This window comes from Saccharothrix coeruleofusca (assembly GCF_014648515.1).
In the GTDB taxonomy this organism is placed as follows: domain Bacteria; phylum Actinomycetota; class Actinomycetes; order Mycobacteriales; family Pseudonocardiaceae; genus Actinosynnema; species Actinosynnema coeruleofuscum.
In genome coordinates this window covers 204364-229796 of record NZ_BMRG01000005.1, presented here as the reverse complement: position 1 = coordinate 229796, position 25433 = coordinate 204364, and the positions used below count along the sequence as shown (strand labels likewise).

Sequence of the window (25433 nt, the reverse complement as noted above, 5' to 3'; positions counted from 1 at the left end):
CCGACTGGAGGGGCCACCGGCGGCGGCCCCTCCAGGAGGATCACTTCGAGTAGAGCTCGACGATGAGCTGCTCGGTCACGGGCGTGTCGATCTGCGCCCGCTCCGGGAGCTGGTGCACCAGGATCCGCAGGGTCGACGGGACCACCTGCAGCCAGGCCGGGATCGGCCGCTCACCGAAGGACGCGCGGGCGGCCTCGAAGGGCAGCGTCGGCAGCGACTTCGGCTTGACGTCGATGATGTCGAACTTCGACACCCGGTAGCTGGGGATGTTCACCTTCTGGCCGTTGACCAGGAAGTGCCCGTGGCTGACGAGCTGGCGCGCCTGGCGGCGGGTGCGCGCGAGACCCGCGCGGTACACCACGTTGTCCAGGCGGGACTCCAGGATCTGCAGCAGGTTCTCACCGGTCTTGCCGGTGCGGCGGACCGCTTCCTCGTAGTACCGGCGGAACTGCTTCTCCAGCACGCCGTAGGTGTAGCGGGCCTTCTGCTTCTCCTGGAGCTGGAGCAGGTACTCCGACTCCTTGATCCGACCGCGGCCGTGCTGGCCGGGCGGGTAGGGACGGCGCTCGAACGCCTGGTCCCCGCCGACGAGGTCGACCTTGAGGCGCCGCGAGATGCGGGTGGCCGGTCCGGTGTAGCGAGCCATGTGTTCTTACTCCTCCCCGTGCCTCAGACCCGGCGCCGCTTGGGCGGGCGGCAGCCGTTGTGGGGCTGCGGGGTCACGTCCTGGATGGTGCCGACCTCGAGGCCTGCGGCCTGCAGCGAACGGATCGCGGTCTCCCGGCCGGAGCCGGGGCCCTTCACGAACACGTCCACCTTGCGCATGCCGTGCTCGGCGGCCTTGCGGGCGGCGTTCTCGGCGGCCATCTGGGCGGCGAAGGGCGTCGACTTGCGGGAGCCCTTGAAACCGACGTGGCCTGCGGAAGCCCAGCTGATCACGTTGCCCATCGGGTCCGTGATGGACACGATGGTGTTGTTGAACGTGCTCTTGATGTGGGCCTGGCCGTGGGAGACGTTCTTCTTCTCCTTGCGCCGGACCTTCTTGACCCCGGCGCCCTGGCGGGACTTGGGTGGCATTCTGGGTGATCTCCTACTTGGGTACGCGAGGTCTTACTTCTTGCCGGCCTTCTTCTTGCCCGCCACGGTCTTCTTCGGACCCTTGCGGGTGCGCGCGTTCGTCTTCGTGCGCTGCCCGCGGACGGGCAGGTTGCGACGGTGGCGCAGGCCCTGGTAGGTGCCGATCTCCATCTTGCGACGGATGTCGGCCTGAACCTCGCGGCGGAGGTCACCCTCGACCTTGAAGTTGTTCTCGACGTAGTCCCTCAGCTTGGCGAGGTCGTCGTCGCTCAAGTCCCTCACCCGGAGGTCGGGGCTGACGCCAGTGGCGGTCAGCAGCTCCTTGGACCGGGTGCGGCCGATGCCGAAGATGTAGGTGAGCGCGATCTCCATCCGCTTGTCGCGGGGGAGGTCGACGCCAGCGAGTCGTGCCATACGGCGCTTGCTCCTAACGGTGGTGTCGCTCCAGGTCTGCTCCTCGCCCGGTTCCGAGACCGACTCGCTGTGTCGTTCCGGCCGCTCTCGCGGCGCGGTGTCCCGGCCCCGGCCTGGAGTCCGGGGGTAGGCCCAGCCGGTGGGCTGGGCAGGTGCGAGGAGACTTGCTTCACGTCTGCGTCGGCGAAGCCTCCGCGACTAGTGCCCTGCTCAGCCCTGGCGCTGCTTGTGGCGCAGGTTCTCGCAGATCACCATGACCCGGCCGTGGCGGCGGATCACCTTGCACTTGTCGCAGATCTTCTTGACGCTCGGCTGGACCTTCACGCCTGAGCTCTCCTGCTTCAACCGAGTGCCAGGGGCGGCTGCCCCCGGCACCGTGGAGGTCACTTGTAGCGGTAGACGATGCGCCCGCGGGACAGGTCGTAGGGCGAGAGCTCCACGACAACCCGGTCCTCTGGGAGGATGCGGATGTAGTGCTGACGCATCTTGCCGCTGATGTGTGCCAGGACCTTGTGCCCGTTCTCCAACTCGACGCGGAACATCGCGTTGGGGAGCGGCTCGACTACGCGGCCCTCGACCTCAATGGCCCCGTCCTTCTTGCCCATGTCCTCCGCGTTTCGTGACGGTGGGTGCTTCCGGATTCGCGGGCACGCGGCACCCCGACTCCTGGGAGGCCCTTGCGAACCCCGTGTCACCCGCGGAAGGCTTGCCTACGCATGCGCATGACGGAACCGGCGCGACGTGCGCCACCGTTCCATAGTACGCACCTCAGCCCGAACGCCCAAATCGGGCCGCCAGCAGCAGCACGCCCCAAGGGCCCGCCACCCACAGCCACCAGGGGTACGGGGGCTCGTCGACCAGGGCGATGACACCCCACACCGCGAGGTTGACCACGCTCGCGACCAGCCAGAGCAGCGTGAACGCCCGCAGCACCCGCCTGCGGGGGCGCTCGGCCGCCCGCGCCGGGACGTCCGTGGGCAGATCGGCGACCAAAGCCGCCAACTCGGCGTAGGAGGCGGCGGTCGGGACGACGGCGACACGCTGGTCGTACTCCGCTCGGGTGATGCGCCCCTCGGCCAGTGCCCGGCGCAGCTCCTCGGCGACCGCCGCCCGGTCGCGCTCCACCGCCCGCTCGAACCCGCTCACCGCGGCTTGGTGGCCAACCAGACCGCGCCCAGCACGGACCCGCTGGGCAGGGCGACCCACAGGAACCACGGGTACACCAGACCCCCACCGCCCAGCAGGCTCACCAGCAGCCAGATGGCGAAGTTCAGCGCGCTCACGCTCAGCCAGATCGCGGTGAGCACCCGCAGGGCGGTCCGACCACCCGATCGGGTGGTTACCACGGGTTCGGCGGCGGAAGCGGGCACCGGCGCCGTCAGGGGGCCCGCCAGTGGCGTCTCGGGCAGGTCGGCCACCAGGGCGGCCAGCTCGCCGCGGGTCTTGGCCTGCCAGGTGCGCACCACTCGGGCGTCGAACTCCGCGAGGTCGAGTCGGCCGTCGGCGTGCGCCCCGTGCAGTCGCTGCTGCACCAGCTCCCGTTCGACGTCTGAGGCCCGGATGTCCTCGGGCCGCACAGGCTGGGTCACCACCCCATGGTGACCCAGCCAGGGCCCGGCGGACATGGGGCTAGCCCCCGGATGGGACTGCACCTGGTGTCCGGGTCACGCCTCCGGCGCGGTGAGCACCCAGGGGCCGTCGTCGGTGATGGCCACGCTGTGCTCCCAGTGGGCGGCGCGCGAGCCGTCGGCGGTGATGACGGTCCAGCCGTCGTCCAGCTCGACCGTGCGCTCGCTGCCCAGGGTCAGCATCGGCTCGATGGCGATGGCCATGCCGACCTTGAGCCTCGGGCCCTTGCCGGGCTTGCCGTAGTTCGGCAGGAACGGGTCCATGTGCATCTTGGTGCCGATGCCGTGGCCGCCGTAGCCGTCGACGATGCCGTACTCGACGCCGTCGCGCTCGCCCGCCGCGATGGTGGCCGACTCGATGGCGAACGAGATGTCGGTCAGCCGCGCGCCGGGCACGGCGGCCTCGATGCCCGCGAGCATCGACTCGCGGGTGGCCTCGGACAGCTTCAGCTCGGCCTCGGTCACCGTCCCCACGGGCAGGGTGATGGCCGAGTCGCCGTGCCAGCCGTCCAGGATGGCCCCGCAGTCGATGGAGACCAGGTCACCCTCGGCGAGCACCTGCGTGCGGCTGGGGATGCCGTGGACCACCTGCTCGTTGACCGACGCGCAGATGCTGGCCGGGAAGCCGTGGTAGCCCTTGAACGACGGGATCGCGCCCGCGTCGCGGATGGTCTGCTCGGCCAGCTCGTCCAGCTCGGCGGTGCTGACCCCTGCCTTGGCGTGGCCTGCCATCAGGGTCAGCGCCTTGGCCACGACCAGGCCTGCGGCCCGCATGGCCTCCAGCTGGCCGCGGCTCTTGATCTCGATCATGCGGTCGCGACCGCCCGGCACGACACGGCGAACAGCATCGAGCAGTCCTCCGGTCACTTCTCGCCAAGCGCGCGCAGCGCCGTGAGCGCGCGCTCGCTGATCTCGTCGACCTCGCCGACCGCGTCGATGGTCAGCACGATGTCGGAGTAGTGGTCCAGCAGGGGCGCGGTCTCCGTGCGGTAGACCTGCTGCCGGTGCCGGATCACCTCCTCCTTGTCGTCGGTGCGGCCGCGGGCCAGCAGGCGCTCGACCACCACGTCCTCGGGGATGCGGAACTCCAGGACCGCGTCGAGCCGGTGGCCGTGCTGGGCCAGGATCTCGCCCAGCACGCCCGCCTGGGCGACGTTGCGGGGGAAGCCGTCGAGCAGGAAGCCGCCCGCGGCGTCCGCCTCGGCCAGGCGGGTCCGGACCATCTCGTTGGTGACCGCGTCGGGCACCAGCTCGCCGGAGTCCAGGTACTCCTGGACCTCCTTGCCGAGCTCGGTCTGCTGGCTGATGTGGGCGCGGAAGAGGTCCCCGGTGGAGATGTGCGGCACGCCCAGCTTGTCCCGGAGGATCGCGGCCTGGGTGCCCTTGCCCGCTCCGGGCGGGCCGACGAGAACGAGTCGCACTAGCGGAGGAACCCTTCGTAATTGCGCTGCATGAGCTGGCTCTCGATCTGCTTCACGGTGTCGAGGCCGACACCGACCATGATCAGCACGGCGGTGCCGCCGAACGGGAAGTTCTGGTTCTGGCCCTGACCGGTCAGGTCGAGGAACAGGTTCGGCAGGATCGCCACGATGCCGAGGTAGAGCGAGCCGGGCAGCGTGATCCGCCCCAGGACGAAGCGGAGGTACTCGGCGGTGGGCCGCCCCGGTCGGATGCCGGGGATGAACCCACCGAACTTCTTCATCTCGTCGGCGCGCTCGTCCGGGTTGAACGTGATGCCGACGTAGAAGTAGGTGAAGAAGACGATCAGCAGGAAGTACAGCGAGATGTGCACCGGGCTGGACTGCGACACCAGGTGCGTCTGCACGAAGGTCTCCCACCAGCTCGGCGTGCCGTCGGTGGAGGCGGTCAGCCGGGAGATGAGGTCGGGCAGGTACAGCAGCGACGAGGCGAAGATGACCGGGATGACACCGGCCTGGTTCACCTTCAGCGGCAGGTAGGTCGACGTGCCGCCGTACATCCGGCGGCCGATCATGCGCTTGGCGTACTGGACCGGGATGCGGCGCTGGGCCTGCTCCACGTAGATGACGCTGGCGATGATCAGCAGAGCCGCCACGCAGACCAGGAAGAAGGTCAGGCCGCCGCGGCTGAGGATGATCTGGCCCTCGGCCGGGATGCGGGCCGCGATGCCGGTGAAGATCAGCAGCGACATGCCGTTGCCGATCCCCTTCTCGGTGATGATCTCACCGAGCCACATGATCACGCTGGTGCCCGCGGTCATCGCGATGACCAGGACGACCAGGGAGAAGATGCTGTCGTCGGGGATGACGGGGACGTCGCAGTTCTGGAACAGCTGGCCGCGCACGGCCAGCGCGATGATGCCGGTGGACTGCAGGACCGCGAGCGCGATCGTCAGGTAGCGCGTGTACTGGGTGAGCTTGCCCTGGCCCGCCTGGCCTTCCTTCTTCAGCTGCTCGAACCGGGGGATGACCACGGTGAGGAGCTGGATGATGATGCTGGCGGTGATGTAGGGCATGATGCCCAGCGCGAAGATCGAGAGGTTCAGCAGCGCACCGCCGCTGAACAGGTTGATCAGCGAGTAGATGCCCTGCTGGTCGACCTGCTCGACGCACTTTTTGACGTTCACGAAGGAGACGCCCGGCGCGGGCATGGTCGCGCCCAACCGGTACACCACGACGATCCCCAGTGTGAAGAGGATCTTCTTGCGCAGGTCCGGCGTCGCGAGAGCCGAGCGGAATGCGCCGAGCACGCGAACCTCCTGAAGCGTTGCCGCCCGCGAGGGGTCGGCATCCGTGCGGTACCGGCAGTGTTGCCGGCACGGTGGCATCGTTCGCGGCGGGTAACCGCGATCGACCCGGAGGACATCCGGGTTCAGCCCGCGACTTTAACAGCCAAGGGCCTCATCGCCGTAGCCAGTCACCGTTGTCCGTTCACACCCGTTCGGGCTTTCATGTTCGCAATCCGCCGAACGGATCAAGTTCGGCTGGTCGCCAGCAGACCCGCCATGCCCAGCAGCAGCACACCGGTCCCCCGGTCCAGCCCGCGCCGCGCGCGCCCGCTGAGCCGGACCGCCCGGATCACCGCGCCGACCACCACGTAGCCGGTCCCCGCCAGCGCCTCGGCGACCAGGTAGACCGCGCCGAGCAGGGCGAGCTGGGCGGCCACCGGCCCCCGGTCCGGGTCGACGAACTGGGGCACGAAGGCGGTGAAGATGAGCAGCGCCTTGGGGTTGGTGATGGCCACCATGAACTCCTTGCGCAGCGGGGAACCCGCTGGTGGCGCCTCGTCCCCGGAGTCCGCGGCGGTCCTGGCGGACAGCAGGATGCGCACGCCGAGGTAGACCAGGTAGGCGACGCCGAGCCACTTGATGACGGTCAGCGCCACCTGGGAGGCGGCCAGCAGCGGACCCAGCCCGGCCACCACCGCCGCCACCATCAGGGAGAAGGCCGCCAAGCGCCCCAGGAGGGCCGTGGCGGCCCGCGCGGGGCCGTGCCGCACCGCGTGGTGCATCCCCAGCAGGTTGTTGGCGCCAGGCGTGAGTGCCACCAGGACGGCGGCGCCGAAGAAGACCACGAGCCACATGCCAGGAACGCTAACCCGCCGCCCAAGCGGATTTACGCCCTGCGAGAACACGTCTCAACTCGTGGGCGCGCGGAACGTCGAAAGGGCCCCGGAGCGGGTGCTCCGGGGCCCTTTCGGACGTGCCGTGAACTCAGAGCACGGTGGTGGTGCCACCGGCGGCGGCGATCTTCTCCACCGCGCTGCCCGAGAACTTGTTGGCGACGACCTCCAGCTTGACGCCCGCGAGGTCGCCGTTGCCCAGCACCTTGACGAGCTGGCCCTTGCGGACCAGGCCCGCCTTGACCAGGGCCTCGACGTCGACGCGGCCACCGTCGGGGAAGACCCGCGCGATGTCGCCGACGTTGACGACCTGGTACTCGGTGCGGAACGGGTTGCGGAAGCCCTTCAGCTTCGGCAGCCGCATGTGCAGCGGCATCTGGCCACCCTCGAAGCGCGGCGAGACGTTCTTCCGCGCTCCGGTGCCCTTGGTACCGCGACCCGCGGTCTTGCCCTTGGAGCCCTCACCGCGACCCACGCGGGTCTTCGCGGTCTTGGCGCCGGGGGCCGGACGCAGGTGGTGGATCTTGATGGTCACGACTGGACCTCCTCGACGACCACCAGGTGGCGCACGGCGTGGATCAGGCCGCGCACCTGCGGCGTGTCCTCACGGACCACCGACTGGCGGATCTTGCGCAACCCCAGGGTCCGCAGGGACTCCCGGTGGTTGTGCTTGGTACCGATGCTGCTCTTGACCTGGGTCACCTTGAGCTGCGCCACGTCACACCCCCTGGCCCGCGCGAGCGCGGAGCATGCCGACGGGGGCCACGTCCTCCAGCGGCAGGCCGCGACGCGCCGCGACCTCCTCCGGACGCTGCAGGCCCTTCAGGGCCTCCACGGTGGCGTGCACGATGTTGATGGCGTTGTCCGAGCCCAGCGACTTGCTCAGCACGTCGTGGACACCGGCGCACTCCAGCACCGCGCGGACCGCACCACCGGCGATGACACCGGTACCGGCCGAGGCCGGGCGCAGCAGGACGACGCCCGCCGCCTTCTCGCCCTGCACCGGGTGAGGGATCGTGCCCGCGATGCGGGGGACGCGGAAGAAGTTCTTCTTCGCCTCCTCCACACCCTTGGCGATGGCCGCGGGCACTTCCTTGGCCTTGCCGTAGCCGACGCCGACCATGCCGTCGCCGTCGCCGACCACGACCAGGGCGGTGAAGCTGAACCGACGACCACCCTTCACGACCTTGGAGACGCGGTTGATGGCAACCACGCGCTCCAGGTGCGGGGTCTTCTCCTGGGCCGCGCCGCCGCGGCCGCCGTCACGACGGTCGCGACGCTCTCCGCGCTCGCCCCCGCCGCCTTCGCGACGCGTGCGTCCTGGCATCAGGCGTCCCTCTCAATTCCAGTGATGATCATTGTCAGAACTCCAGCCCCGCCTCGCGAGCGGCGTCGGCCAGAGCCGCGATCCGGCCGTGGTAGGCGTTGCCACCGCGGTCGAACACGACCTTGCTGATGCCCGCTTCCTTGGCGCGGGCGGCGGCCAGCTGGCCGACCTTCGCGGCCTTGGCCTTCTTGTCGCCCTCGACCGCGCGGACGTCCGCCTCGACGGAGGACGCCGCGGCCAGCGTGTGACCGGCCAGGTCGTCGATGATCTGCACGGTGATGTGCTTCGACGAGCGGTGCACCACCAGGCGCGGGCGCTCGGGAGTGCCGCTGACCTTCTTGCGGAGGCGGAAGTGACGGCGGGTCTTGGCGATGCGGCGAGTGGTCGAGATGTCCTTGCCCACCGGCTTGCGCTTCGTTGCAGTCTCGCTCATGTCACTTACCCGTCTTTCCGACCTTGCGGCGGATCTTCTCGCCCGCGTAACGCACGCCCTTGCCCTTGTACGGGTCGGGCTTGCGCAGCTTGCGGATGTTGGCGGCGACCTCGCCGACGAGCTGCTTGTCGATGCCGGAGACGGAGAACCTGGTGGGGGTCTCCACCGCGAAGGTGATGCCCTCGGGGGCCTCGACCTTCACCGGGTGGCTGTAGCCCAGCGCGAACTCCAGGTCGGAGCCCTTGAGCGCCACGCGGTAGCCGACGCCGTGGATCTCCATCTTCTTCTCGTAGCCCTGGGTCACGCCGATGACCATGTTCTGCACCAGCGTGCGGGACAACCCGTGCAGCGAACGGCTGCGACGCTCGTCGTTCGGGCGCTTGACCTCGAGAGTGCCGTCCTCGGCCTTCTCGATGATGATCGGCTCGGCGATCGTCAGCGACAGGGTGCCCTTCGGGCCCTTCACGCTGACGTCCCGGCCGGCGATGTTCACGTCGACCCCGGCGGGGACGGTGATCGGCAGCTTTCCGATGCGCGACATGCCTAGTCCCCCTTCCTCACCAGACGTAGGCGAGGACTTCTCCGCCCACGCCCTGCTTGTTGGCCTGGCGGTCGGTCAGCAGACCGCCAGAGGTCGAGATGATCGCCACGCCCAGACCGCCGAGCACCTTCGGCAGGTTGGTCGACTTCGCGTACACCCGCAGACCGGGCTTGGACACGCGGCGCAGGCCGGCGATGCTGCGCTCCCGGTTCGGGCCGTACTTCAGCTCGATGACCAGGTTCTTGGCCACGTCGCCCTGCTCGTCGCGGTAGCCCGCGATGTAACCCTCGCGCTTGAGGATCTCGGCGATGTTGGCCTTCAGCTTGGAGTGCGGCATCACGACCTTGTCGTGGTAAGCCGAGTTCGCGTTCCGCAGACGCGTCAGCATGTCTGCGATCGGGTCGGTCATCGTCATGGTGACCTGGTCAACCTTTCTCGCTGCGGTTCCCCAGTCAGGGTCCGGATCGGTCGTGAGCGGGCCTACAGCGAAGTGGATTTTGAAAAACCTGCCGCCGAGCCGGTACTACCAGCTGGACTTGTTCACACCGGGCAGCTCGCCCCGGTGGGCCATCTCGCGGAGGCAGATCCGGCACAGGCCGAACTTGCGGAACACCGAGTGCGGGCGCCCGCAGCGCTGGCAGCGGGTGTAGGCCCGCACCTTGAACTTCGGCTTGGCCGCGGCCTTGTTGATCAGCGCCTTCTTGGCCATCAGTTCTCCTTGAACGGGAAGCCCAGGTGCTTGAGCAGCGCCCGGCCCTCCTCGTCGTTGGTGGCGGTGGTGACGACCGTGATGTCCATGCCGCGCGGGCGGTCGATGGCGTCCGGGTCGATCTCGTGGAACATCGACTGCTCGTTGAGGCCGAACGTGTAGTTCCCGTTGCCGTCGAACTGCTTGCCCGACAGGCCGCGGAAGTCGCGGATGCGGGGCAGCGCGATGGTCAGCAGCCGGTCCAGGAACTCCCACATGCGGTCGCCGCGCAGCGTCACGCGCGCACCGATGGGCATGCCCTCGCGCAGCTTGAACTGCGCGATGGACTTGCGGGCCCGACGGACCTCGGGGCGCTGGCCGGTGATGATGGACAGGTCCCGAACGGCGCCCTCGATCAGCTTGCCGTCACGGGCGGCGTCGCCGACGCCCATGTTGACGACAACCTTCACGACGCCGGGGATCTGCATCACGTTCGCGTAGTCGAACTGCTTGCGCAGCTCGGCCACGATCTCCTCGCGGTAGCGGGTCTTCAGCCGCGGCGCGATCTTCTCTGCGGTCGTCATCTCAGATGTCCTTCCCGTTGCGACGGGAAATGCGGACCCGCTTGCCCTCGTCGTTCGTCCGGTAGCCCACACGGGTCGGCTTGCCGTCGGAGTCGACCACCATCACGTTGGACACGTGGATGGGCGCCTCCTGGGTCACGATGCCGCCCGACTGCGCGCCGCGCTGGGTCTGCGTGATCCGGGTGTGCTTCTTGATGCGGTTGACGCCTTCGACCAGGACGCGGTTCTCGGCGGGGTAGGCCTGGATGACCTTGCCGCGCGCGCCCTTGTCCTTGCCGGCGATAACGACGACGGTGTCGCCCTTCTTCACCTTCATCAGAGCACCTCCGGCGCCAACGAGATGATCTTCATGAACTTCTTGTCGCGCAGCTCACGACCGACCGGGCCGAAGATGCGGGTGCCCCGCGGCTCGTTGTCGTTCTTGATGAGCACCGCGGCGTTCTCGTCGAACCGGATGTAAGAGCCGTCGGGACGGCGCTTCTCCTTGACGGTGCGGACGACGACCGCCTTGACGACGTCACCCTTCTTCACACCGGCGCCGGGGATGGCCTGCTTCACCGTGGCGACGATGATGTCCCCGATGCCCGCGTAGCGGCGGCCCGAGCCACCGAGAACACGGATGCAGAGGATCTCCTTCGCACCGGTGTTGTCGGCGACGCGCAGCCGCGACTCCTGCTGGATCACTTACCTGTCTCCTGACCATTCCTGGCCCGCCAGATTTCCGACCTGACGGGCTCGGTCTGAACTACTTGGCCTTTTCGAGGATCTCGACGAGGCGCCAGCGCTTGGTGGCCGACAGCGGCCGGGTCTCCATCAGCAGGACGCGGTCGCCGACACCGGCGGTGTTCTGCTCGTCGTGCGCCTTCACCTTGGTGGTGGAGCGCATGACCTTGGAGTAGCGGCGGTGCTTCTTGCGGTCCTCGACCGCCACCACGATCGTCTTGTCCATCTTGTCGGACACGACGTAGCCCTCGCGGACCTTGCGGTCGTTTCGAGTCTCAGTCACTTCGTTGCTCTCGGTCATGCCGCACCCTCACCAGTGGAAACCGCGTCCGGGGAGGCGGAGAGACCCAGCTCCCGCTCCCGCATCACGGTGTAGATCCGGGCGATCTCGTTCCGGACCGTGCGCAGGCGGCGGTTGTTGTCCAGCTGCCCGGTGGCCATCTGGAAGCGGAGGTTGAACAGCTCCTCCTTCGCCTCCCTCAGGCGCAGCACGAGCTCTTCCTCGGTGAGCTCACGCAGCTCGGAAGCGGTGGTACCCGCTGCCATCAGAACTCACCACCCTCACGCGTAACGATGCGGCACTTCATCGGGAGCTTGTGGATCGCGCGACGCAGCGCCTCGCGGGCCACCGCCTCGTTCGGGAAGCTCATCTCGAAGAGCACGCGGCCCGGCTTGATGTTGGCGACCCACCACTCCGGCGAACCCTTACCCGAACCCATGCGGGTCTCGGCGGGCTTCTTGGTCAGCGGGCGGTCCGGGAAGATGTTGATCCAGACCTTGCCACCACGGCGGATGTGCCTGGTGATGGCGATACGAGCCGACTCGATCTGCCGGTTGGTCACGTAGGCGGGCTCCAGTGCCTGGATGCCGTACTCGCCGAAGGTGACCCTCGTGCCGCCCTTGGCAGCACCGGACCGGCCGGGGTGGTGCTGCTTGCGGTGCTTGACCCTGCGCGGGATGAGCACTACTCAGCCCTCCGTCTTCGCGACGGCCGGGGCGTTGTCGGTGGCAACGTCGCCGGTCGTCTGGTCGCTCTGGGCGGCCCGACCCGCCTCGGTGCTGGTCGCGGTGGTGCCGCTGGCACCGGAGCGACGGGCGCGGTTCGGGCGGTCGCCGCGGTCGCGGCGCGGGGCGCCGCGGTCGGGCGCCGGGGCGGCGTCGCGCTCGCGCTTGGCGCTGAGGCCGCCGACCACGTCACCCTTGTAGATCCACACCTTCACGCCGATCCGGCCGAACGTGGTGCGGGCCTCGAAGAAGCCGTAGTCGATGTCGGCGCGCAGCGTGTGCAGCGGCACGCGGCCGTCGCGGTAGTGCTCCGAGCGGGACATCTCGGCGCCGCCGAGACGACCACCGCACTGCACGCGGATGCCCTTGACCTGCGGCGAGCGCATGGCCGACTGGATGGCCTTGCGCATCGCGCGGCGGAAGGCGACGCGGTTGGACAGCTGCTCGGCCACGCCCTGCGCGACGAGCTGGGCGTCCGACTCGGGGCTCTTGACCTCGAGGATGTTCAGCTGCACCTGCTTCTTGGTGAGCTTCTCCAGCTCACCGCGGATGCGGTCGGCCTCGGCGCCGCGGCGGCCGATGACGATGCCCGGCCGGGCGGTGTGGATGTCGACGCGGACCCGGTCGCGGGTGCGCTCGATCTCCACCTTGGAAATGCCGGCACGCTCCATGCCACGCGAGAGCAGCTTGCGGATCTTGACATCCTCGGCCACGTACTCGGCGTACTGCTTGTCGGCGTACCAGCGGGACTTCCAGTCGGTGGTGATCCCCAGCCGGAAGCCGTGCGGGTTGATCTTCTGGCCCACTACCGGTTCCCCTTCGCGCTGGTCTTCTTCGGACGCGACTCCACCTCGACGGTGATGTGGCTCGTCCGCTTGCGGATCCGGTACGCGCGGCCCTGGGCCCGCGGGCGGAACCGCTTGAGGGTCGGACCCTCGTCCACGTAGACCTTGGACACCCACAGGGTGTCCGGGTCGAGGGACAGGTTGTTCTCGGCGTTGGCCACGGCGCTCGCGAGCACCTTGCGGACCGGCTCACTTGCCGCCTGCGGCGCGAACTGGAGCACGGCCAGGGCCTCGCTGGCGCTACGACCCCTGATGAGCTCGACGACGCGGCGCACCTTCATGGGCGTGTCGCGGACGTAGCGAGCCCGAGCCACGGCGCGCGGGTACTCCGGCGCTTCGGCTTCGTTGCGGGCGTTCATCGCTGCTTCCCCTTGCTCTTTTCCTAGTTCGTCGCCTAGCGGCGGCGCGACTTCCGGTCGTCCTTGATGTGACCCTTGAACGTGCGGGTCGGGGCGAACTCGCCGAGCTTGTGCCCGACCATCGCCTCCGTCACGAACACCGGCACGTGCTTGCGGCCGTCGTGCACCGCGATCGTGTGGCCCAGCATGTCGGGGATGATCGTCGACCGGCGGGACCAGGTCTTGATGACGGTCTTCTTGCCCGACTCGTTGAGGACGTCCACCTTCTTGAGCAGGTGGTCGTCCACGAAGGGGCCCTTCTTAAGGCTGCGAGGCATCCTTCACTCCCTCCCTGCTCAGCGCTTCTTACCGGTGCGACGACGCCGGACGATGAGCTTGTCGCTTGCCTTGCGGCGGCGGGTGCGGCCTTCGGGCTTACCAGCCGGGTTGACCGGGTGGCGACCACCGGAGGTCTTGCCCTCACCACCGCCGTGGGGGTGGTCGACCGGGTTCATGGCGACACCGCGGACGGTGGGCTTCTTGCCCTTCCACCGCATGCGGCCCGCCTTGCCCCAGTTGATGTTCTGGTGCTCGGCGTTGCCGACCTCGCCGACCGTGGCGCGGCAGCGCACGTCCACGTTGCGGATCTCGCCCGAGGGCATCCGCAGCTGGGCGTAGGGGCCGTCCTTGGCGACGAGCTGGACGCTGGCACCGGCCGAGCGGGCGATCTTGGCGCCGCCGCCGGGGCGGAGCTCGATCGCGTGGATCACGGTGCCGACCGGGATGTTGCGCAGCGGCAGGTTGTTGCCCGGCTTGATGTCGGCCTTGGGGCCGTTCTCGATCCGGTCACCCTGCTGCAGCTTCGACGGCGCGATGATGTAGCGCTTCTCGCCGTCGGCGTAGTGCAGCAGCGCGATGCGCGCCGTGCGGTTGGGGTCGTACTCGATGTGCGCGACCTTGGCGGGCACGCCGTCCTTGTCGGTGCGGCGGAAGTCGATCAGGCGGTAGGCCCGCTTGTGACCGCCACCCTTGTGCCGCGTCGTGATCTTGCCCGACGCGTTGCGGCCACCGCGGCCGTGCAGCGGGCGGATCAGCGACTTCTCCGGCGTCGACCGAGTGATCTCGGCGAAGTCGGAGACGCTCGCACCGCGACGACCGGGGGTCGTCGGCTTGTACTTGCGAATGCCCATCTCTACGCAGTCCTCGTCGTCATCAGGCGGCCGGGCCGCCGAAGATCTCGATCGGCTTGCTCTCGGCGGACAGCGTCACGATGGCGCGCTTGGTGTCCTTGCGCTTGCCGAAGCCCGTCCGGGTGCGCTTGCGCTTGCCCTGGCGGTTGATCGTGTTGACGCTGACGACCTTGACGCCGAAGACCTTCTCCACGGCAATCTTGATCTGGGTCTTGTTCGCGCCCGGCGCCACCACGAAGGTGTACTTGTTCTCCTCGAGCAGCCCGTAGGACTTCTCGGAGATGACCGGTGCGAGCAGGACGTCCCTGTGGTCGGGGATCACTTCGCGGCCTCCTCGTCCACTGCGGACGACGTGGCGGTGGCCTCGGCGGAGCCCTTGCCCTGCTGGGCCTTGCTCGCCAGGAACACGTCCAGTGCGTCCTTGGTGAACACCACGTCGTCGTTGACCAGCACGTCGTAGGTGTTCAGCTGGTCGGGGGCGATGATGTGCACGTGCGGCAGGTTGCGCAGGCTGACCCACGAGACCTCGTCGGTGCGCAGCAGCACGGCCAGCACGCGGCGGGCCTGCGTGACCGACTCCAGCACCTTGCGGGCGGTCTTGGTCGACGGGGCGTCGCCCTCGACGAAGCCGCTCACCACGTGCACCTGGCCCGCGCGCGCCCGGTCGGAGAGGGCACCGCGCAGGGCGGCGGCCTTCATCTTCTTGGGGGTGCGCTGGCTGTAGTCGCGCGGCACGGGACCGTGCACGGTGCCGCCGCCCGCGAACTGCGGGGCGCGGGTCGAGCCCTGGCGGGCGCGGCCGGTGCCCTTCTGGCGGTAGGGCTTCTTGCCGCCGCCGGAGACCTCGCCGCGGGTCTTCGCCTTGTGCGTGCCCTGGCGGGCCGCGGCCTGCTGGGCCACGACGACCTGGTGCAGCAGCGCGACGTTGGCCTGGGCGTCGAAGACGGCGGCGGGCAGCTCGACGGTGCCGTCGGTCTTGCCGTCCGGGGTGCGGACCTCAACGGAGGTCATGATCAGGCACCACCCTTCGCAGCGGTCTTGACGAACACGAGGCCGCCCTTGGGACCGGGAACCGCGCCCTTGATGAGCAGCAGGCCCGACTCGGCGTCGACCTTGTGCACCTTGAGGTTCTGGGTGGTCACGCGCACGTGGCCCATGCGACCCGCCATGCGCAGGCCCTTGAACACGCGGCCGGGCGTGGCGCACCCGCCGATGGAGCCGGGCGAGCGGTGCTTGCGCTGCGTGCCGTGGCTGGCCCCGAGGCCGCCGAAGCCGTGGCGCTTCATGACACCCGCGGTGCCCTTGCCCTTGCTGGTGCCGACCACGTCGACAACCGCGCCGGCCTCGAACACCTCAGCGGTGACTTCCTGGCCGACCTGGTACTCGGCGGCGTCCGTGGTGCGCAGCTCCGCCAGGTGACGGCGGGGCGTGACGCCCGCCTTGGCGAAGTGGCCCGCAACGGGCTTGTTGACCTTGCGCGGGTCGATCGCGCCGAAGGCCAGCTGCACGGCCGAGTAGCCGTCGTTCTCCTGGGTCCGAACCTGGGTGACCACGTTCGGCTCGGCCTTGACGACGGTCACCGGGACGATCCGGTTGTTCTCGTCGAAGACCTGAGTCATGCCGAGCTTGGTGCCCAGGAGGCCCTTTACCTGCCTGTCAGACATGGGTCTCTTTGCTCTCCGCCCCAAATGGGATCAACACTGCCGCGTCCAACGCTTACTGGATGTTGACGTCGACGCTCGCCGGCAGGTCGATGCGCATGAGCGCGTCCACCGTCTTCGGCGTCGGGTCGAGGATGTCGATCAGACGCTTGTGCGTGCGCATCTCGAAGTGCTCGCGCGAGTCCTTGTACTTGTGCGGCGAGCGGATGACGCAGTAAACGTTCTTCTCAGTGGGCAGCGGCACAGGCCCGACGACCCGAGCGCCGGTGCGCGTCACGGTCTCGACGATCTTGCGCGCGGACGCGTCGATCGCCTCGTGGTCGTAGGCCTTGAGCCGGATGCGGATCTTCTGTCCCGCCATGATGGCTTGCCGTTCCTCTGCTTGTAGTACCGCCGCGGTGCGGTGCCTCTGGCGGGGCAACTGGGTACCCCCGGCGCGCTCCGCCCCCTATTCAGGACTGACACCGAGCGGTGTCACGGTGCCCGGTCCACGCGGTCGGGCGTGTCGCGCCGCCCGCACAGACCAGTCCCACTGATGCAGCTTGTGGGATTGTCTTGCCAAACCCCGCTCGTGGCGGGGCGGCCGAGTTCCGAACTCGAACCGGCCGCCCCGACGAGCAACCCGTCAATGGTCGCACACGCCAGCGCGTGCGCCAAATCCGGGGTGGAGTTGTAGAGCTAGATCACTTGATGATCTTGGTGACCGAGCCCGCGCCGACGGTGCGGCCACCCTCGCGGATGGCGAACCGCAGGCCCTCGTCCATCGCGATCGGCTGGATCAGCTTCACGGACATGGAGGTGGTGTCGCCCGGCATGACCATCTCGGTGCCCTCGGGGAGGGTCACCACGCCGGTCACGTCGGTGGTGCGGAAGTAGAACTGCGGGCGGTAGTTGTTGAAGAACGGCGTGTGGCGGCCGCCCTCGTCCTTGGACAGGATGTAGACCTGCGCCTCGAACTCGGTGTGCGGGGTGGTGGTGCCCGGCTTCACGATCACCATGCCGCGCTCCACCTCCTCGCGCTTGATGCCGCGCAGCAGCAGGGCGGCGTTGTCGCCCGCCTGGCCCTCGTCGAGGAACTTCTTGAACATCTCGATCGAGGTGACAGTCGTCTTGCGCGACTGGTCCTTGATGCCGACGATCTCGACTTCCTCGTTGACCTTGATGATGCCGCGCTCGATGCGGCCGGTGACCACGGTGCCGCGGCCGGTGATGGTGAAGACGTCCTCGACCGGCATCAGGAACGGCCGGTCGACCTCGCGCTCCGGCTCCGGGATGTTCTCGTCCACGGCGTCCATCAGGCCGATGAGCTTCTCGCCCCACTCGGCGTCGCCCTCCAGCGCCTTCAGCGCGGAGACGCGGACGACGGGCAGGTCGTCACCGGGGAACTCGTACTCGGAGAGCAGCTCGCGGACCTCGAGCTCGACGAGCTCCAGGATCTCCTCGTCGTCCACCATGTCGGCCTTGTTCAGGGCCACCACGATGTAGGGCACACCGACCTGGCGGGCCAGGAGGACGTGCTCCTTGGTCTGCGGCATCGGGCCGTCGGTCGCCGCGACCACCAGGATGGCGCCGTCCATCTGCGCCGCACCGGTGATCATGTTCTTGATGTAGTCGGCGTGACCGGGGCAGTCGACGTGCGCGTAGTGGCGCTTGTCGGTCTGGTACTCGATGTGCGCGATCGAGATGGTGATGCCGCGCTGCTTCTCCTCCGGCGCCTTGTCGATCTGGTCGAACGGCGTGAAGGGGTTCAGGTCCGGGTACTTGTCGTGCAGGACCTTGGAGATCGCCGCGGTCAGCGTCGTCTTGCCGTGGTCGATGTGACCGATGGTGCCGATGTTGACGTGCGGCTTCGTCCGCTCGAACTTCGCCTTCGCCACTGGATTGTCCTCCTGGACTTCTGGTGCTGTGCCCGGCGGGTGGTCGGCCACCCGCCGGGCGTCACGTCAGGGTTTTGCGGACCCCAGGGACGAGAGACCCCGGAGAGCCCGCGTGGTGCTGCGGTGCTCCGGTTGGGGTTACTCGCCCGTCGCCTTCGCGATGATCTCCTTCGCGACGTTCGTGGGAACCTCGGCGTAGGAGTCGAACGTCATCGAGTAGTTCGCGCGACCCTGGGTCTTGGACCGCAGGTCGCCGACGTACCCGAACATCTCCGACAGCGGGACCAGCGCCTTGACGACGCGGGTGCCGCTGCGCTCCTCCATGGCCTGGATCTGGCCACGGCGGGAGTTCAGGTCGCCGATGACGTCGCCCATGTACTCCTCGGGCGTGGTCACCTCGACCGCCATCATCGGCTCGAGCAGTGCCGGGTCGGCCTTGCGAGCGGCTTCCTTGAGCGCCATCGAACCGGCGATCTTGAACGCCATCTCGGAGGAGTCGACCTCGTGGTAGGCGCCGTCGACCAGCGTCACCTTGATGCCGACCAGCGGGTAGCCCGCCAGCACGCCGTACTGCATCGCGTCCTGGGCACCGGCGTCGACCGACGGGATGTACTCCCGCGGGATGCGACCACCGGTGACCGCGTTGACGAACTCGTAGAGCGCGCCCTCGGCGTTCTTCTCCAGCGGCTCGATGTCGATCAGGACCTTCGCGAACTGGCCCGAACCACCGGTCTGCTTCTTGTGGGTGTAGGAGTACTTCTCCACCTTGCGGCGGATGGTCTCCCGGTAGGCCACCTGCGGCTTGCCGATGTTCGCCTCGACCTTGAACTCGCGGCGCATCCGGTCCACCAGGATGTCCAGGTGCAGCTCGCCCATGCCCGCGATGATGGTCTGCCCGGTCTCCTCGTCCAGGTTGACCCGGAAGGTCGGGTCCTCCTCGGCGAGCTTCTGGATCGCGGTGCCCAGCTTCTCCTGGTCGGCCTTCGTCTTGGGCTCGATCGCCACCTGGATGACCGGCTCGGGGAAGGTCATCGACTCCAGCACGATGGGCGACTGCGGGTCGCTCAGCGTCTCACCGGTGGTGGTGTCCTTCAGGCCGATCACGGCGTAGATGTGGCCCGCGATGGCCTCGTCGACCGGGTTCTCCTTGTTGGCGTGCATCTGGAAGATCTTCCCGATGCGCTCCTTGCGGTCCTTGGTCGAGTTGATGACCTGGGTGCCGGAGGCGACCCGACCCGAGTACACCCGGATGTAGGTCAGCTTGCCGAAGAAGGGGTGCGCGGCGATCTTGAACGCCAGGGCCGAGAACGGCTCGTCGCTGGCGGCGCGGCGGGTGGCCGGGGTCTCCCCGTCCTGCAGCGTGCCCTCGACCGGCGGCAGGTCCAGCGGCGACGGCAGGTAGTCGATCACCGCGTCGAGCATGGGCTGCACGCCCTTGTTCTTGAACGCCGAGCCGCACAGCACCGGGTAGGCCGTGCCGTCGTTGACGATCTTGCGGATGCCCGCCTTGATCTGCTCGACGGTCAGCTCCTCGCCACCGAGGTAGGCCTCCATCAGGGCGTCGTCGGTCTCCGCGACGGCCTCGATGAGCTGCTCGCGGTACTCGTTGGCCCGGTCGACCAGGTCGGCCGGGATCTCCTCGACCGCGTAGTCCTCGCCCTTCTGGACCTCGCCGCGCCAGGTCAGCGCCCGCATCTCGACCAGGTCGACGACGCCGATGAAGTCGCTCTCGGCGCCGATCGGCAGCTGGATCGGCAGCGGCTTGGCGCCGAGGCGCTCGGAGATGGTGCGCACGGTGAAGTAGAAGTCCGCACCGAGCTTGTCCATCTTGTTGACGAAGCAGATGCGCGGCACGTCGTACTTGCTCGCCTGCCGCCAGACCTGCTCGGACTGGGGCTCGACGCCTTCCTTGCCGTCGAACACCGCCACGGCACCGTCGAGCACGCGGAGGTTGCGCTCCACCTCGACGGTGAAGTCGACGTGGCCGGGCGTGTCGATGAGGTTGATCTGGTGGTTCTTCCAGTAGCAGGTCGTCGCGGCGGACGTGATGGTGATGCCGCGCTCCTGCTCCTGCTCCATCCAGTCCATCGTCGCGGCGCCGTCGTGGACCTCGCCGATCTTGTAGTTGATCCCCGTGTAGAAGAGGATCCGCTCGGTCGTCGTGGTCTTGCCCGCGTCGATGTGGGCCATGATCCCGATGTTGCGGACCTTGGCCAGGTCGGTGAGCACGTCCTGTGCCACGGGTGTTTCCCCTGTCTTGAGCTAGCTGGTAGCAGGCTCACTAGGGCTGGGAGAGCCCGGCCGGGTGTTCCCCGGCCGGGCGTCGGATCACCAGCGGTAGTGGGCGAAGGCCTTGTTCGACTCGGCCATCTTGTGCGTGTCCTCGCGGCGCTTGACGCTCGCGCCCAGGCCGTTGCTCGCGTCGAGCAGCTCGTTCATCAGGCGCTCGACCATGGTCTTCTCACGGCGCTGCCGGGAGAAGGTGATCAGCCAGCGCAGGGCGAGCGTGGTCGAGCGACCCGGCTTCACCTCGACGGGCACCTGGTAGGTCGCGCCACCGACGCGGCGGCTCTTGACCTCCAGCGCGGGCTTGACGTTGTCCAGGGCGCGCTTGAGCGTCACCACCGGGTCGGTGCCGGTCTTCTCGCGGGCACCCTCCAGGGCGCCGTACACGATCCGCTCGGCCACGGAGCGCTTGCCGTCGACCAGCACCTTGTTGATGAGCTGGGTCACCAGCGGAGAGCTGTAGACCGGGTCGGAGATCAGCGGCCGCTTCGGGGCCGGTCCCTTGCGGGGCATCAGCTCTTCTCCTTCTTCGCGCCGTAGCGGCTGCGAGCCTGCTTGCGGTTCTTCACGCCCTGCGTGTCGAGCGAGCCGCGGATGATCTTGTAACGGACGCCGGGGAGGTCCTTCACACGGCCACCGCGCACGAGCACCATCGAGTGCTCCTGCAGGTTGTGACCCTCACCCGGGATGTAAGCCGTGACCTCGATGCCGCTGGTCAGCTTCACGCGGGCGACCTTGCGCAGCGCCGAGTTCGGCTTCTTGGGCGTCGTGGTGTAGACGCGGGTGCACACACCGCGCCGCTGCGGGCTGCCCTTGAGCGCCGCGGTCTTCTGCTTGGCGACCTTGTCCTGGCGGCCCTTTCGGACCAGCTGCTGGATCGTTGGCATACGCCGGCTGCTTCTTCCGTTCACGTCTCGCCCGCGGGGCGGCCGAGCACTGTTTACTTGGTCCCTCTCTGCACCCGAGGTCGGGCGTGTCGCGCCCCTCGCCGAAAGCCGAGGCGGCCGAGCACTGTGTCCCCGGGTCCGCAGGCGACATCCCAGGATGCCCCTACGAGTGGAGGTCACCGCGGCCGGCTCTCCAGCACCACTGGCGCGTAGGCACGCGGAGCGGCCCGACATGGGTCGGGCACGAGTACCAAAGATACCCCCCGCCGCTCTCACTGGTCAAAACGGGGTCACCACCGCCGGGCTTGGCCCGAGTCGGGCCCGCTGCCTGCGCTTTCCGCGCGGTCCGTCACGCACCCGGACCAGTCCAACTCACAGCGCCGTCCGCGATCAAAACTACTCCCACGAGCGGCCGAATGCAGTAGACAGAGCGGGCAATCGCACGACCTACCACGGGGGCCAGGTGTCCGACCAGCGCGTCCGCGAGATCGCCGAGGCAGGCCGCAAGGCCGAGCAGCGGCTCGCGGGTTACCAGCAGATGAAAGAGCAGATGGCACAACTGCGCGTGACCGCTATCTCACCCGATCGGGCGGTCACCGTGGTGGCCGGTCCGGGCGGCGCGGTCCTGGACCTCCAGCTCGGCCCGGAGGCGCAGCGCATGCCACCGCCCGCGCTGTCCCGCACGATCATGAGCACCATCCGGACCGCCGTCGCCGACTCGGCACGCCGCTCGGCGGAGCTGGTGCAGCAGTTCGCGGGCGACCAGATCGACATCGCCGCGCGGGTGAACAAGGTGCAGGAGGAGGTCTTCGGCGTCAACCCCGCCGAGCAGGCCCCGCCGCCCCCTCCCCCGCCCGCGCCGGGCGCGACGTTCCTCCAGCAGGCGGGCGCCCGCCCACCGGTCGCGCCGCCGCCACCGCCGCAGGCGCCGCACTTCCCCCCTCGGGTCCAGCCACCCGCGCCGCCGCGCCGACCGGCGCCGCCGCACGAGGAGGACCCCGACGAGGGCTTCGGCCCGATCCTGCGCTGAGACCCGCCGGAATCCCACTGAGGAGGAGCACCGATGGCATTCGGAGTGGACGCGGCGGCGGTGACCAAGTGCGGCAGGGACGTGACCGCACTGGCCGCCGACGCGGAGAAGATCAAGCAGGAGGCGAGCGCGGCCGTGGTGCCGGAGATCTCCTGGGGCCTGCTGGGCCAGGCGCTGACCTACGGCGACTACGTCGAGCTGACCAACACCTTCATGGACCACATGGACAAGATGGTCGAGCGGATGACCGACCTGGGCGACCAGCTGTCGCTGTCCGGTGAGCACTACCGCGACGTGAACCAGGCCGTCGCGGACGCGCTGGAGGACATCGGCAGGCAGCTCGGCGGCGCGGCCAAGCCGCCCTCGGTCGGATCGGGGGCGTGAGGTGACCGAGGAGAAGACGGTCAGCACCGAGCAGGAAGTCCGCGACGACAACTACTGGACCAGCGAGGACGGCGGCGACGGCTTCCTCAAGGGCGAGGGGTTCGTCGGCACCCTGCAGGAGAGCGGGCTCTACGAGAGCGGGCAGAAGGCCTGGTCCGCCCTCGGCGACCTGACCAGCGGCAACCCCGCCGAGGTGCACGCGGCGGTCGGCGAGATCCAGGGCTTCGTCGCCGAGCTGCCCATCGCGGGCCTGGTCGTCGACCCGCTGCACACCCTGCTCACCTTCGGGCTCGGCTTCCTGGTCGACCTGATCAAGCCGCTGGACGACGCGCTCAAGCTGGTCACCGGCGACGAGGAGCAGCTGGGCATCGCCGCGGAGAAGTTCGACAAGGTCAGCAAGGACCTGGAGGGGCTGGCGAAGAAGTTCGCCACCACCGTGGAGACCGGCCTGGAGTCCTGGCAGGGCGCGGCGTCGGGGGCCAGTCGCGAGCGGCTGGCCGAGTTCGCCGAGGGGATCATGGGCACCAGCGGCGAGGCCGCCGGCGTGGTGGACATCCTCAACGGCAGCAAAGCGCTCATGAAGACCGCCTACGACCTGGTCATGGACCTGATCGCCAGCCTGGTCGAGTGGCTGATCATCACCTGGCTGGCCGCGCAGGCGGCGGCCGTGCCCACGCTGGGCGCCTCCGAGGTGGCCGCCGCGGCGGCCACCACCGCCGAGATCGCGGTGGCCACCTCCCGCGTCACGCGGATCGTGCAGAAGGTCACCGCCATCCTGCAGAAGATCAGCAAGGCGCTGAAGGTGCTCAGCGGCAGGCTGGCGGGCCCCAAGTGGTGGCGCACCACCGCGGAGAAGTTCGCGGGCAAGGACGCCATGGACGTCTTCCGCGGGCGCGACGCCGCCGGGAACGTGCTCGGGCCCGGCGGCTGGAAGGGCTCCGCGCAGCAGTTCGGCCGGGACGCGCTGACCAACGCGGGGACCACGCTGGTGGACAACGCCAAGGCGGGCGGCAAGGACGTCTACGACATGCTTGCCGACGAACCGCCCAACGCCGCGGACGTCGACCGCAAGCTGTCCATCTGAGGGGGGACACCCGTGACCGGAGTGACCAGCAGCAGCCACCCCATACCGCCGGAGTGGCAGGCGCACATGCGCACACCGCCGGACAAGCGCCGCCGGGCCACCAAGCTGGGGATCGTGGTGGCGTCGGTCGTCGTGGTGGCCATCGGCGCGATGTTCTTCTTCATCTCCCGCACCTCGCCGGGCGTGGGCGACTGCGCGGAGCCCAGGAGCAAGTCGCGCGACGACTACGACCTGGTGAAGGTGGACTGCGCCGCGCCGAAGGCGGCCTACAAGGTCGGCTACAGCGAGACCTCCGTGAACCCGCGCTGCCCGGACGGCGACTACTTCGCCGACACCGGCCGGTCGGGCCGCAAGTCCACCCGGAAGCTGCGCAAGTGCTTCATGCTCAACGTCAACGAGGGCGAGTGCCTCAAGCTCGACACCTACCGCGCCGCCAAGCTGTACTCGAAGGTGGCCTGCGGGCCGTCGGTGGAGAAGGTCACCAAGGTGGTGCGCGGCAAGGCGGACGCCACGGCGTGCGCGGCCCCGGCCACGCCGCGCGTCTACTCGGAGCCCGCCACGACCGTGTGCCTGACCGCCACCTGAGCGCGGTCCGGGCCCGGTCACACTGATCGGGTGAACTCCGATCTCGTCGCGGGCATGGCCGCGCTGGTCGCGGCCGACGCCGAGCCCGTCGTCCTCGCGGTGCGCGGGGACGTCGTGGTGGTGCGGGTGGGCGACGTGGTGCTCAAGGCGCACGAGGCGGGCACCGACCTCGGCGCGCTGTCCGCCCGGCTGCGGCTGGCCGGGGACCCGCGGCTGGGCGGGCTGCTGCTCGCCCCCCGCGCGGCCCCGGCCGTGGTCGCCGGGCGGGTGGTGACCGCGTGGCCGCTGGGGCAACCGGTGCCGCCGCGCGACCCCGACGCGGTGCCGCTGGAAGAAGCTGGCGCGATGCTGGCCGCGCTGCACCGCTTCACCGCCGCGGACTTCGCCGGACCGCTGCCCCCCTCGGGCGCGCGGCCCCGGCTGGAGCGCGCGGTGCGGGAACTGCCGCGCGGCTCCGCGGCTGCCCGGCGGGTGCTGCGCGCCTTCGCCACGCTGCCCCCGCTGGACACCGCGGCGACCACCCTCATCCACGGCGACTGGCACCTGGGCCAGCTCGTGCGCCGGGACGGCGGGTGGCGGCTGATCGACGTGGACGACCTCGGCACCGGCGACCCGGCGTGGGACCTGGCCCGCCCCGCCGCCCTGCACGCGGCGGGCGTGCTGGACCCGGAGCTGTGGGGGCGGCTGCTGGACGCCTACCTCGCCGCGGGCGGGACCGGCGTGTCACCGCACGACCCGTGGGCGGAACTGGACGTCCCGGCCCGCGCGTTGGTGGTGCAGATGGCAGCACGTGCCCTCGCCGCCGCGGAGCGCGACGGCACGGCGTTGACCGACGAGCAGGAAGCCCTGATCGACGCCTGCGGACGGATCATCTCCGCCACCGGCATCGGCCAACGTGGCTAATATCGCGCATACCGCACCGAGAGCAGGAGGCTCAACACGATGCAGTGTCCCAAGTGTCATGCGAACATGCGCACCTACGACCGCATGGGCGTGCACATCGAACAGTGCGACGGCTGCCGAGGGGTCTTCCTGGACTACGGCGAGCTGGAGGCCATCACCCGGCTGGAGACCCAGATGGCCGTTCCGCCGCCCCCGCCGCCCGCCGCTCCGGCCCCCGGCTACGCCCAGCCCGGCTGGGGCGCGCAGCCGCACTACGGCGGCCACTACGGCCACCGCAAGCACCGCGGCCTCGGTGGCCTGTTCTTCTCGTCCTGAATCGCCGCGCAGGCGGCGTCGGGGACGC

42 protein-coding genes are annotated in these 25433 nt (G+C 69.1%); 6 read left to right on the top strand and 36 right to left on the bottom strand.

The window, feature by feature from the left end:
- Positions 1–40: 40 nt before the first annotated feature.
- The 36 genes from rpsD to rpsL form a co-directional block, all read right to left on the bottom strand.
- Entirely contained in the window at positions 41–646 is a 606-nt protein-coding gene (gene rpsD, locus IEZ00_RS16635) for a 30S ribosomal protein S4 (RefSeq protein WP_189224159.1), read from the bottom strand.
- Between the two features lie 23 nt (positions 647–669).
- Entirely contained in the window at positions 670–1077 is a 408-nt protein-coding gene (rpsK, locus tag IEZ00_RS16630) for a 30S ribosomal protein S11 (protein ID WP_033428592.1), read from the bottom strand.
- Between the two features lie 33 nt (positions 1078–1110).
- Entirely contained in the window at positions 1111–1491 is a 381-nt protein-coding gene (rpsM, locus tag IEZ00_RS16625; RefSeq protein ID WP_189224158.1) for a 30S ribosomal protein S13, read from the bottom strand.
- Positions 1492–1701: 210 nt separating this feature from the next.
- Positions 1702–1815, bottom strand: a complete 114-nt coding sequence (gene rpmJ, locus IEZ00_RS16620; protein WP_010148647.1) for a 50S ribosomal protein L36 — start codon at positions 1813–1815, stop codon at positions 1702–1704.
- A 59-nt stretch (positions 1816–1874) separates the two neighbouring features.
- Entirely contained in the window at positions 1875–2096 is a 222-nt protein-coding gene (gene infA, locus IEZ00_RS16615; protein WP_005166804.1) for a translation initiation factor IF-1, read from the bottom strand.
- A 163-nt stretch (positions 2097–2259) separates the two neighbouring features.
- Positions 2260–2637: a DUF1707 SHOCT-like domain-containing protein gene (locus tag IEZ00_RS16610; protein WP_189224157.1), complete on the bottom strand. Its 378-nt coding sequence runs from the start codon at positions 2635–2637 to the stop codon at positions 2260–2262.
- Positions 2634–3080 (bottom strand): DUF1707 SHOCT-like domain-containing protein, encoded by a 447-nt coding sequence (locus IEZ00_RS16605; RefSeq protein WP_189224156.1) that lies wholly within the window; start codon positions 3078–3080, stop codon positions 2634–2636. The genes IEZ00_RS16610 and IEZ00_RS16605 overlap by 4 nt, the downstream gene beginning before the upstream one ends.
- Positions 3081–3155: 75 nt before the next feature.
- Positions 3156–3929 carry a type I methionyl aminopeptidase gene (map, locus tag IEZ00_RS16600; protein WP_189224155.1) on the bottom strand — a complete coding sequence of 258 codons (774 nt, stop codon included), beginning with the start codon at positions 3927–3929 and terminating at the stop codon, positions 3156–3158.
- 53 nt (positions 3930–3982) lie between these two features.
- Entirely contained in the window at positions 3983–4540 is a 558-nt protein-coding gene (locus tag IEZ00_RS16595) for an adenylate kinase (protein WP_189224154.1), read from the bottom strand.
- Complete coding sequence (secY, locus tag IEZ00_RS16590; protein ID WP_189224153.1) at positions 4540–5847, bottom strand: preprotein translocase subunit SecY; 1308 nt, start codon at positions 5845–5847, stop codon at positions 4540–4542. Before secY ends, IEZ00_RS16595 begins: the two co-directional genes overlap by 1 nt.
- 224 nt (positions 5848–6071) lie before the next feature.
- Positions 6072–6680 (bottom strand): LysE family translocator, encoded by a 609-nt coding sequence (locus tag IEZ00_RS16585; protein ID WP_189224152.1) that lies wholly within the window; start codon positions 6678–6680, stop codon positions 6072–6074.
- A 130-nt stretch (positions 6681–6810) separates the two neighbouring features.
- Positions 6811–7254, bottom strand: coding sequence for a 50S ribosomal protein L15 (gene rplO / locus IEZ00_RS16580; protein ID WP_189224151.1), 444 nt, complete (start codon positions 7252–7254; stop codon positions 6811–6813).
- Positions 7251–7436: a 50S ribosomal protein L30 gene (gene rpmD / locus IEZ00_RS16575; protein WP_033428588.1), complete on the bottom strand. Its 186-nt coding sequence runs from the start codon at positions 7434–7436 to the stop codon at positions 7251–7253. Before rpmD ends, rplO begins: the two co-directional genes overlap by 4 nt.
- A 1-nt stretch (position 7437) precedes the next feature.
- The gene (gene rpsE / locus IEZ00_RS16570) at positions 7438–8046 is read right to left on the bottom strand and encodes a 30S ribosomal protein S5 (protein ID WP_189224150.1); all 609 of its coding nucleotides are present in this window, start codon (positions 8044–8046) and stop codon (positions 7438–7440) included.
- A 34-nt stretch (positions 8047–8080) separates the two neighbouring features.
- Positions 8081–8479, bottom strand: coding sequence for a 50S ribosomal protein L18 (rplR, locus tag IEZ00_RS16565; protein ID WP_229795804.1), 399 nt, complete (start codon positions 8477–8479; stop codon positions 8081–8083).
- 1 nt (position 8480) lies between these two features.
- Positions 8481–9020, bottom strand: a complete 540-nt coding sequence (gene rplF / locus IEZ00_RS16560) for a 50S ribosomal protein L6 (protein WP_189224149.1) — start codon at positions 9018–9020, stop codon at positions 8481–8483.
- A 16-nt stretch (positions 9021–9036) separates the two neighbouring features.
- Positions 9037–9435: a 30S ribosomal protein S8 gene (gene rpsH, locus IEZ00_RS16555; RefSeq protein WP_189224148.1), complete on the bottom strand. Its 399-nt coding sequence runs from the start codon at positions 9433–9435 to the stop codon at positions 9037–9039.
- A 108-nt stretch (positions 9436–9543) separates the two neighbouring features.
- Positions 9544–9729: a type Z 30S ribosomal protein S14 gene (locus tag IEZ00_RS16550; RefSeq protein ID WP_141980309.1), complete on the bottom strand. Its 186-nt coding sequence runs from the start codon at positions 9727–9729 to the stop codon at positions 9544–9546.
- Positions 9729–10292 carry a 50S ribosomal protein L5 gene (rplE, locus tag IEZ00_RS16545; RefSeq protein WP_189224147.1) on the bottom strand — a complete coding sequence of 188 codons (564 nt, stop codon included), beginning with the start codon at positions 10290–10292 and terminating at the stop codon, positions 9729–9731. Before rplE ends, IEZ00_RS16550 begins: the two co-directional genes overlap by 1 nt.
- 1 nt (position 10293) lies before the next feature.
- Positions 10294–10608, bottom strand: coding sequence for a 50S ribosomal protein L24 (rplX, locus tag IEZ00_RS16540; RefSeq protein ID WP_121224914.1), 315 nt, complete (start codon positions 10606–10608; stop codon positions 10294–10296).
- Entirely contained in the window at positions 10608–10976 is a 369-nt protein-coding gene (gene rplN / locus IEZ00_RS16535) for a 50S ribosomal protein L14 (protein ID WP_015805282.1), read from the bottom strand. Before rplN ends, rplX begins: the two co-directional genes overlap by 1 nt.
- A 61-nt stretch (positions 10977–11037) precedes the next feature.
- Positions 11038–11316: a 30S ribosomal protein S17 gene (rpsQ, locus tag IEZ00_RS16530; protein WP_189224146.1), complete on the bottom strand. Its 279-nt coding sequence runs from the start codon at positions 11314–11316 to the stop codon at positions 11038–11040.
- Positions 11313–11561 carry a 50S ribosomal protein L29 gene (gene rpmC / locus IEZ00_RS16525; protein WP_189224145.1) on the bottom strand — a complete coding sequence of 83 codons (249 nt, stop codon included), beginning with the start codon at positions 11559–11561 and terminating at the stop codon, positions 11313–11315. The genes rpsQ and rpmC overlap by 4 nt, the downstream gene beginning before the upstream one ends.
- Positions 11561–11980, bottom strand: a complete 420-nt coding sequence (rplP, locus tag IEZ00_RS16520) for a 50S ribosomal protein L16 (RefSeq protein ID WP_053715230.1) — start codon at positions 11978–11980, stop codon at positions 11561–11563. The genes rpmC and rplP overlap by 1 nt, the downstream gene beginning before the upstream one ends.
- Positions 11981–11983: 3 nt before the next feature.
- Positions 11984–12826, bottom strand: a complete 843-nt coding sequence (gene rpsC, locus IEZ00_RS16515; RefSeq protein ID WP_189224144.1) for a 30S ribosomal protein S3 — start codon at positions 12824–12826, stop codon at positions 11984–11986.
- Positions 12826–13224 carry a 50S ribosomal protein L22 gene (rplV, locus tag IEZ00_RS16510; protein WP_037330377.1) on the bottom strand — a complete coding sequence of 133 codons (399 nt, stop codon included), beginning with the start codon at positions 13222–13224 and terminating at the stop codon, positions 12826–12828. The genes rpsC and rplV overlap by 1 nt, the downstream gene beginning before the upstream one ends.
- A 35-nt stretch (positions 13225–13259) precedes the next feature.
- Complete coding sequence (rpsS, locus tag IEZ00_RS16505; RefSeq protein ID WP_015105260.1) at positions 13260–13541, bottom strand: 30S ribosomal protein S19; 282 nt, start codon at positions 13539–13541, stop codon at positions 13260–13262.
- A gap of 18 nt (positions 13542–13559) precedes the next feature.
- On the bottom strand, positions 13560–14393 hold the full coding sequence (gene rplB, locus IEZ00_RS16500; RefSeq protein WP_189224143.1) for a 50S ribosomal protein L2: 834 nt from the start codon (positions 14391–14393) through the stop codon (positions 13560–13562).
- Positions 14394–14415: 22 nt separating this feature from the next.
- Complete coding sequence (gene rplW / locus IEZ00_RS16495; protein WP_189224142.1) at positions 14416–14715, bottom strand: 50S ribosomal protein L23; 300 nt, start codon at positions 14713–14715, stop codon at positions 14416–14418.
- On the bottom strand, positions 14712–15404 hold the full coding sequence (rplD, locus tag IEZ00_RS16490) for a 50S ribosomal protein L4 (protein ID WP_189224141.1): 693 nt from the start codon (positions 15402–15404) through the stop codon (positions 14712–14714). The genes rplW and rplD overlap by 4 nt, the downstream gene beginning before the upstream one ends.
- A gap of 2 nt (positions 15405–15406) precedes the next feature.
- Positions 15407–16057: a 50S ribosomal protein L3 gene (gene rplC, locus IEZ00_RS16485; protein WP_189224140.1), complete on the bottom strand. Its 651-nt coding sequence runs from the start codon at positions 16055–16057 to the stop codon at positions 15407–15409.
- 52 nt (positions 16058–16109) lie between these two features.
- Entirely contained in the window at positions 16110–16415 is a 306-nt protein-coding gene (rpsJ, locus tag IEZ00_RS16480; protein ID WP_003938093.1) for a 30S ribosomal protein S10, read from the bottom strand.
- Positions 16416–16737: 322 nt separating this feature from the next.
- A complete protein-coding gene (gene tuf, locus IEZ00_RS16475; RefSeq protein WP_189224139.1) occupies positions 16738–17931 on the bottom strand; it encodes an elongation factor Tu in 1194 nt (397 codons plus the stop codon).
- Between the two features lie 138 nt (positions 17932–18069).
- A complete protein-coding gene (gene fusA, locus IEZ00_RS16470) occupies positions 18070–20172 on the bottom strand; it encodes an elongation factor G (protein ID WP_189224138.1) in 2103 nt (700 codons plus the stop codon).
- 87 nt (positions 20173–20259) lie between these two features.
- Positions 20260–20730: a 30S ribosomal protein S7 gene (gene rpsG, locus IEZ00_RS16465; RefSeq protein WP_189224137.1), complete on the bottom strand. Its 471-nt coding sequence runs from the start codon at positions 20728–20730 to the stop codon at positions 20260–20262.
- The gene (rpsL, locus tag IEZ00_RS16460; protein WP_030473471.1) at positions 20730–21104 is read right to left on the bottom strand and encodes a 30S ribosomal protein S12; all 375 of its coding nucleotides are present in this window, start codon (positions 21102–21104) and stop codon (positions 20730–20732) included. Before rpsL ends, rpsG begins: the two co-directional genes overlap by 1 nt.
- A 463-nt stretch (positions 21105–21567) precedes the next feature.
- Here rpsL and IEZ00_RS16455 point away from each other — a divergent pair, with 463 nt between their 5' ends.
- Genes IEZ00_RS16455 through IEZ00_RS16430 form a run of 6 tightly spaced genes read left to right on the top strand, consistent with a single transcriptional unit; the run spans position 21568 to position 25405 of the window.
- Positions 21568–22134, top strand: a complete 567-nt coding sequence (locus IEZ00_RS16455) for a YbaB/EbfC family nucleoid-associated protein (protein ID WP_189224136.1) — start codon at positions 21568–21570, stop codon at positions 22132–22134.
- Between the two features lie 33 nt (positions 22135–22167).
- Positions 22168–22518, top strand: coding sequence for a hypothetical protein (locus IEZ00_RS16450; protein WP_189224135.1), 351 nt, complete (start codon positions 22168–22170; stop codon positions 22516–22518).
- A gap of 1 nt (position 22519) precedes the next feature.
- Positions 22520–23602 (top strand): WXG100 family type VII secretion target, encoded by a 1083-nt coding sequence (locus tag IEZ00_RS16445; RefSeq protein WP_189224134.1) that lies wholly within the window; start codon positions 22520–22522, stop codon positions 23600–23602.
- A 12-nt stretch (positions 23603–23614) separates the two neighbouring features.
- A complete protein-coding gene (locus tag IEZ00_RS16440; RefSeq protein WP_189224133.1) occupies positions 23615–24187 on the top strand; it encodes an LppU/SCO3897 family protein in 573 nt (190 codons plus the stop codon).
- 30 nt (positions 24188–24217) lie between these two features.
- Positions 24218–25090, top strand: coding sequence for a phosphotransferase (locus tag IEZ00_RS16435; RefSeq protein WP_229795801.1), 873 nt, complete (start codon positions 24218–24220; stop codon positions 25088–25090).
- A 39-nt stretch (positions 25091–25129) separates the two neighbouring features.
- Positions 25130–25405, top strand: coding sequence for a TFIIB-type zinc ribbon-containing protein (locus IEZ00_RS16430; RefSeq protein WP_189224132.1), 276 nt, complete (start codon positions 25130–25132; stop codon positions 25403–25405).
- Positions 25406–25433: the final 28 nt, after the last annotated feature.

Coding starts and splice junctions, on each gene's coding strand:
- rpsL (WP_030473471.1), bottom strand. CDS start 21,104: ATGCCAACGATCCAGCAGCTGGTCCGAAAGGGCCGCCAGGACAAGGTC.
- rplB (WP_189224143.1), bottom strand. CDS start 14,393: ATGGGCATTCGCAAGTACAAGCCGACGACCCCCGGTCGTCGCGGTGCG.
- rplE (WP_189224147.1), bottom strand. CDS start 10,292: ATGACGACCGCAGAGAAGATCGCGCCGCGGCTGAAGACCCGCTACCGC.
- rplV (WP_037330377.1), bottom strand. CDS start 13,224: ATGAACGCCCGCAACGAAGCCGAAGCGCCGGAGTACCCGCGCGCCGTG.
- infA (WP_005166804.1), bottom strand. CDS start 2,096: ATGGGCAAGAAGGACGGGGCCATTGAGGTCGAGGGCCGCGTAGTCGAG.
- rpsM (WP_189224158.1), bottom strand. CDS start 1,491: ATGGCACGACTCGCTGGCGTCGACCTCCCCCGCGACAAGCGGATGGAG.
- rpsH (WP_189224148.1), bottom strand. CDS start 9,435: ATGACGATGACCGACCCGATCGCAGACATGCTGACGCGTCTGCGGAAC.
- IEZ00_RS16550 (WP_141980309.1), bottom strand. CDS start 9,729: ATGGCCAAGAAGGCGCTGATCAACAAGGCCGCGGCCAAGCCGAAGTTC.
- rpsJ (WP_003938093.1), bottom strand. CDS start 16,415: ATGGCGGGACAGAAGATCCGCATCCGGCTCAAGGCCTACGACCACGAG.
- map (WP_189224155.1), bottom strand. CDS start 3,929: ATGATCGAGATCAAGAGCCGCGGCCAGCTGGAGGCCATGCGGGCCGCA.
- IEZ00_RS16430 (WP_189224132.1), top strand. CDS start 25,130: ATGCAGTGTCCCAAGTGTCATGCGAACATGCGCACCTACGACCGCATG.
- rpsK (WP_033428592.1), bottom strand. CDS start 1,077: ATGCCACCCAAGTCCCGCCAGGGCGCCGGGGTCAAGAAGGTCCGGCGC.
- rplC (WP_189224140.1), bottom strand. CDS start 16,057: ATGTCTGACAGGCAGGTAAAGGGCCTCCTGGGCACCAAGCTCGGCATG.
- rpsG (WP_189224137.1), bottom strand. CDS start 20,730: ATGCCCCGCAAGGGACCGGCCCCGAAGCGGCCGCTGATCTCCGACCCG.
- rplR (WP_229795804.1), bottom strand. CDS start 8,479: ATGAGCGAGACTGCAACGAAGCGCAAGCCGGTGGGCAAGGACATCTCG.
- rpmC (WP_189224145.1), bottom strand. CDS start 11,561: ATGGCAGCGGGTACCACCGCTTCCGAGCTGCGTGAGCTCACCGAGGAA.
- IEZ00_RS16585 (WP_189224152.1), bottom strand. CDS start 6,680: ATGTGGCTCGTGGTCTTCTTCGGCGCCGCCGTCCTGGTGGCACTCACG.
- rplF (WP_189224149.1), bottom strand. CDS start 9,020: ATGTCGCGCATCGGAAAGCTGCCGATCACCGTCCCCGCCGGGGTCGAC.
- rplD (WP_189224141.1), bottom strand. CDS start 15,404: ATGACCTCCGTTGAGGTCCGCACCCCGGACGGCAAGACCGACGGCACC.
- rpsS (WP_015105260.1), bottom strand. CDS start 13,541: ATGCCTCGCAGCCTTAAGAAGGGCCCCTTCGTGGACGACCACCTGCTC.
- rpsD (WP_189224159.1), bottom strand. CDS start 646: ATGGCTCGCTACACCGGACCGGCCACCCGCATCTCGCGGCGCCTCAAG.
- IEZ00_RS16450 (WP_189224135.1), top strand. CDS start 22,168: ATGGCATTCGGAGTGGACGCGGCGGCGGTGACCAAGTGCGGCAGGGAC.
- rpsE (WP_189224150.1), bottom strand. CDS start 8,046: ATGCCAGGACGCACGCGTCGCGAAGGCGGCGGGGGCGAGCGCGGAGAG.
- rplX (WP_121224914.1), bottom strand. CDS start 10,608: ATGAAGGTGAAGAAGGGCGACACCGTCGTCGTTATCGCCGGCAAGGAC.
- rpsQ (WP_189224146.1), bottom strand. CDS start 11,316: ATGACCGAGAGCAACGAAGTGACTGAGACTCGAAACGACCGCAAGGTC.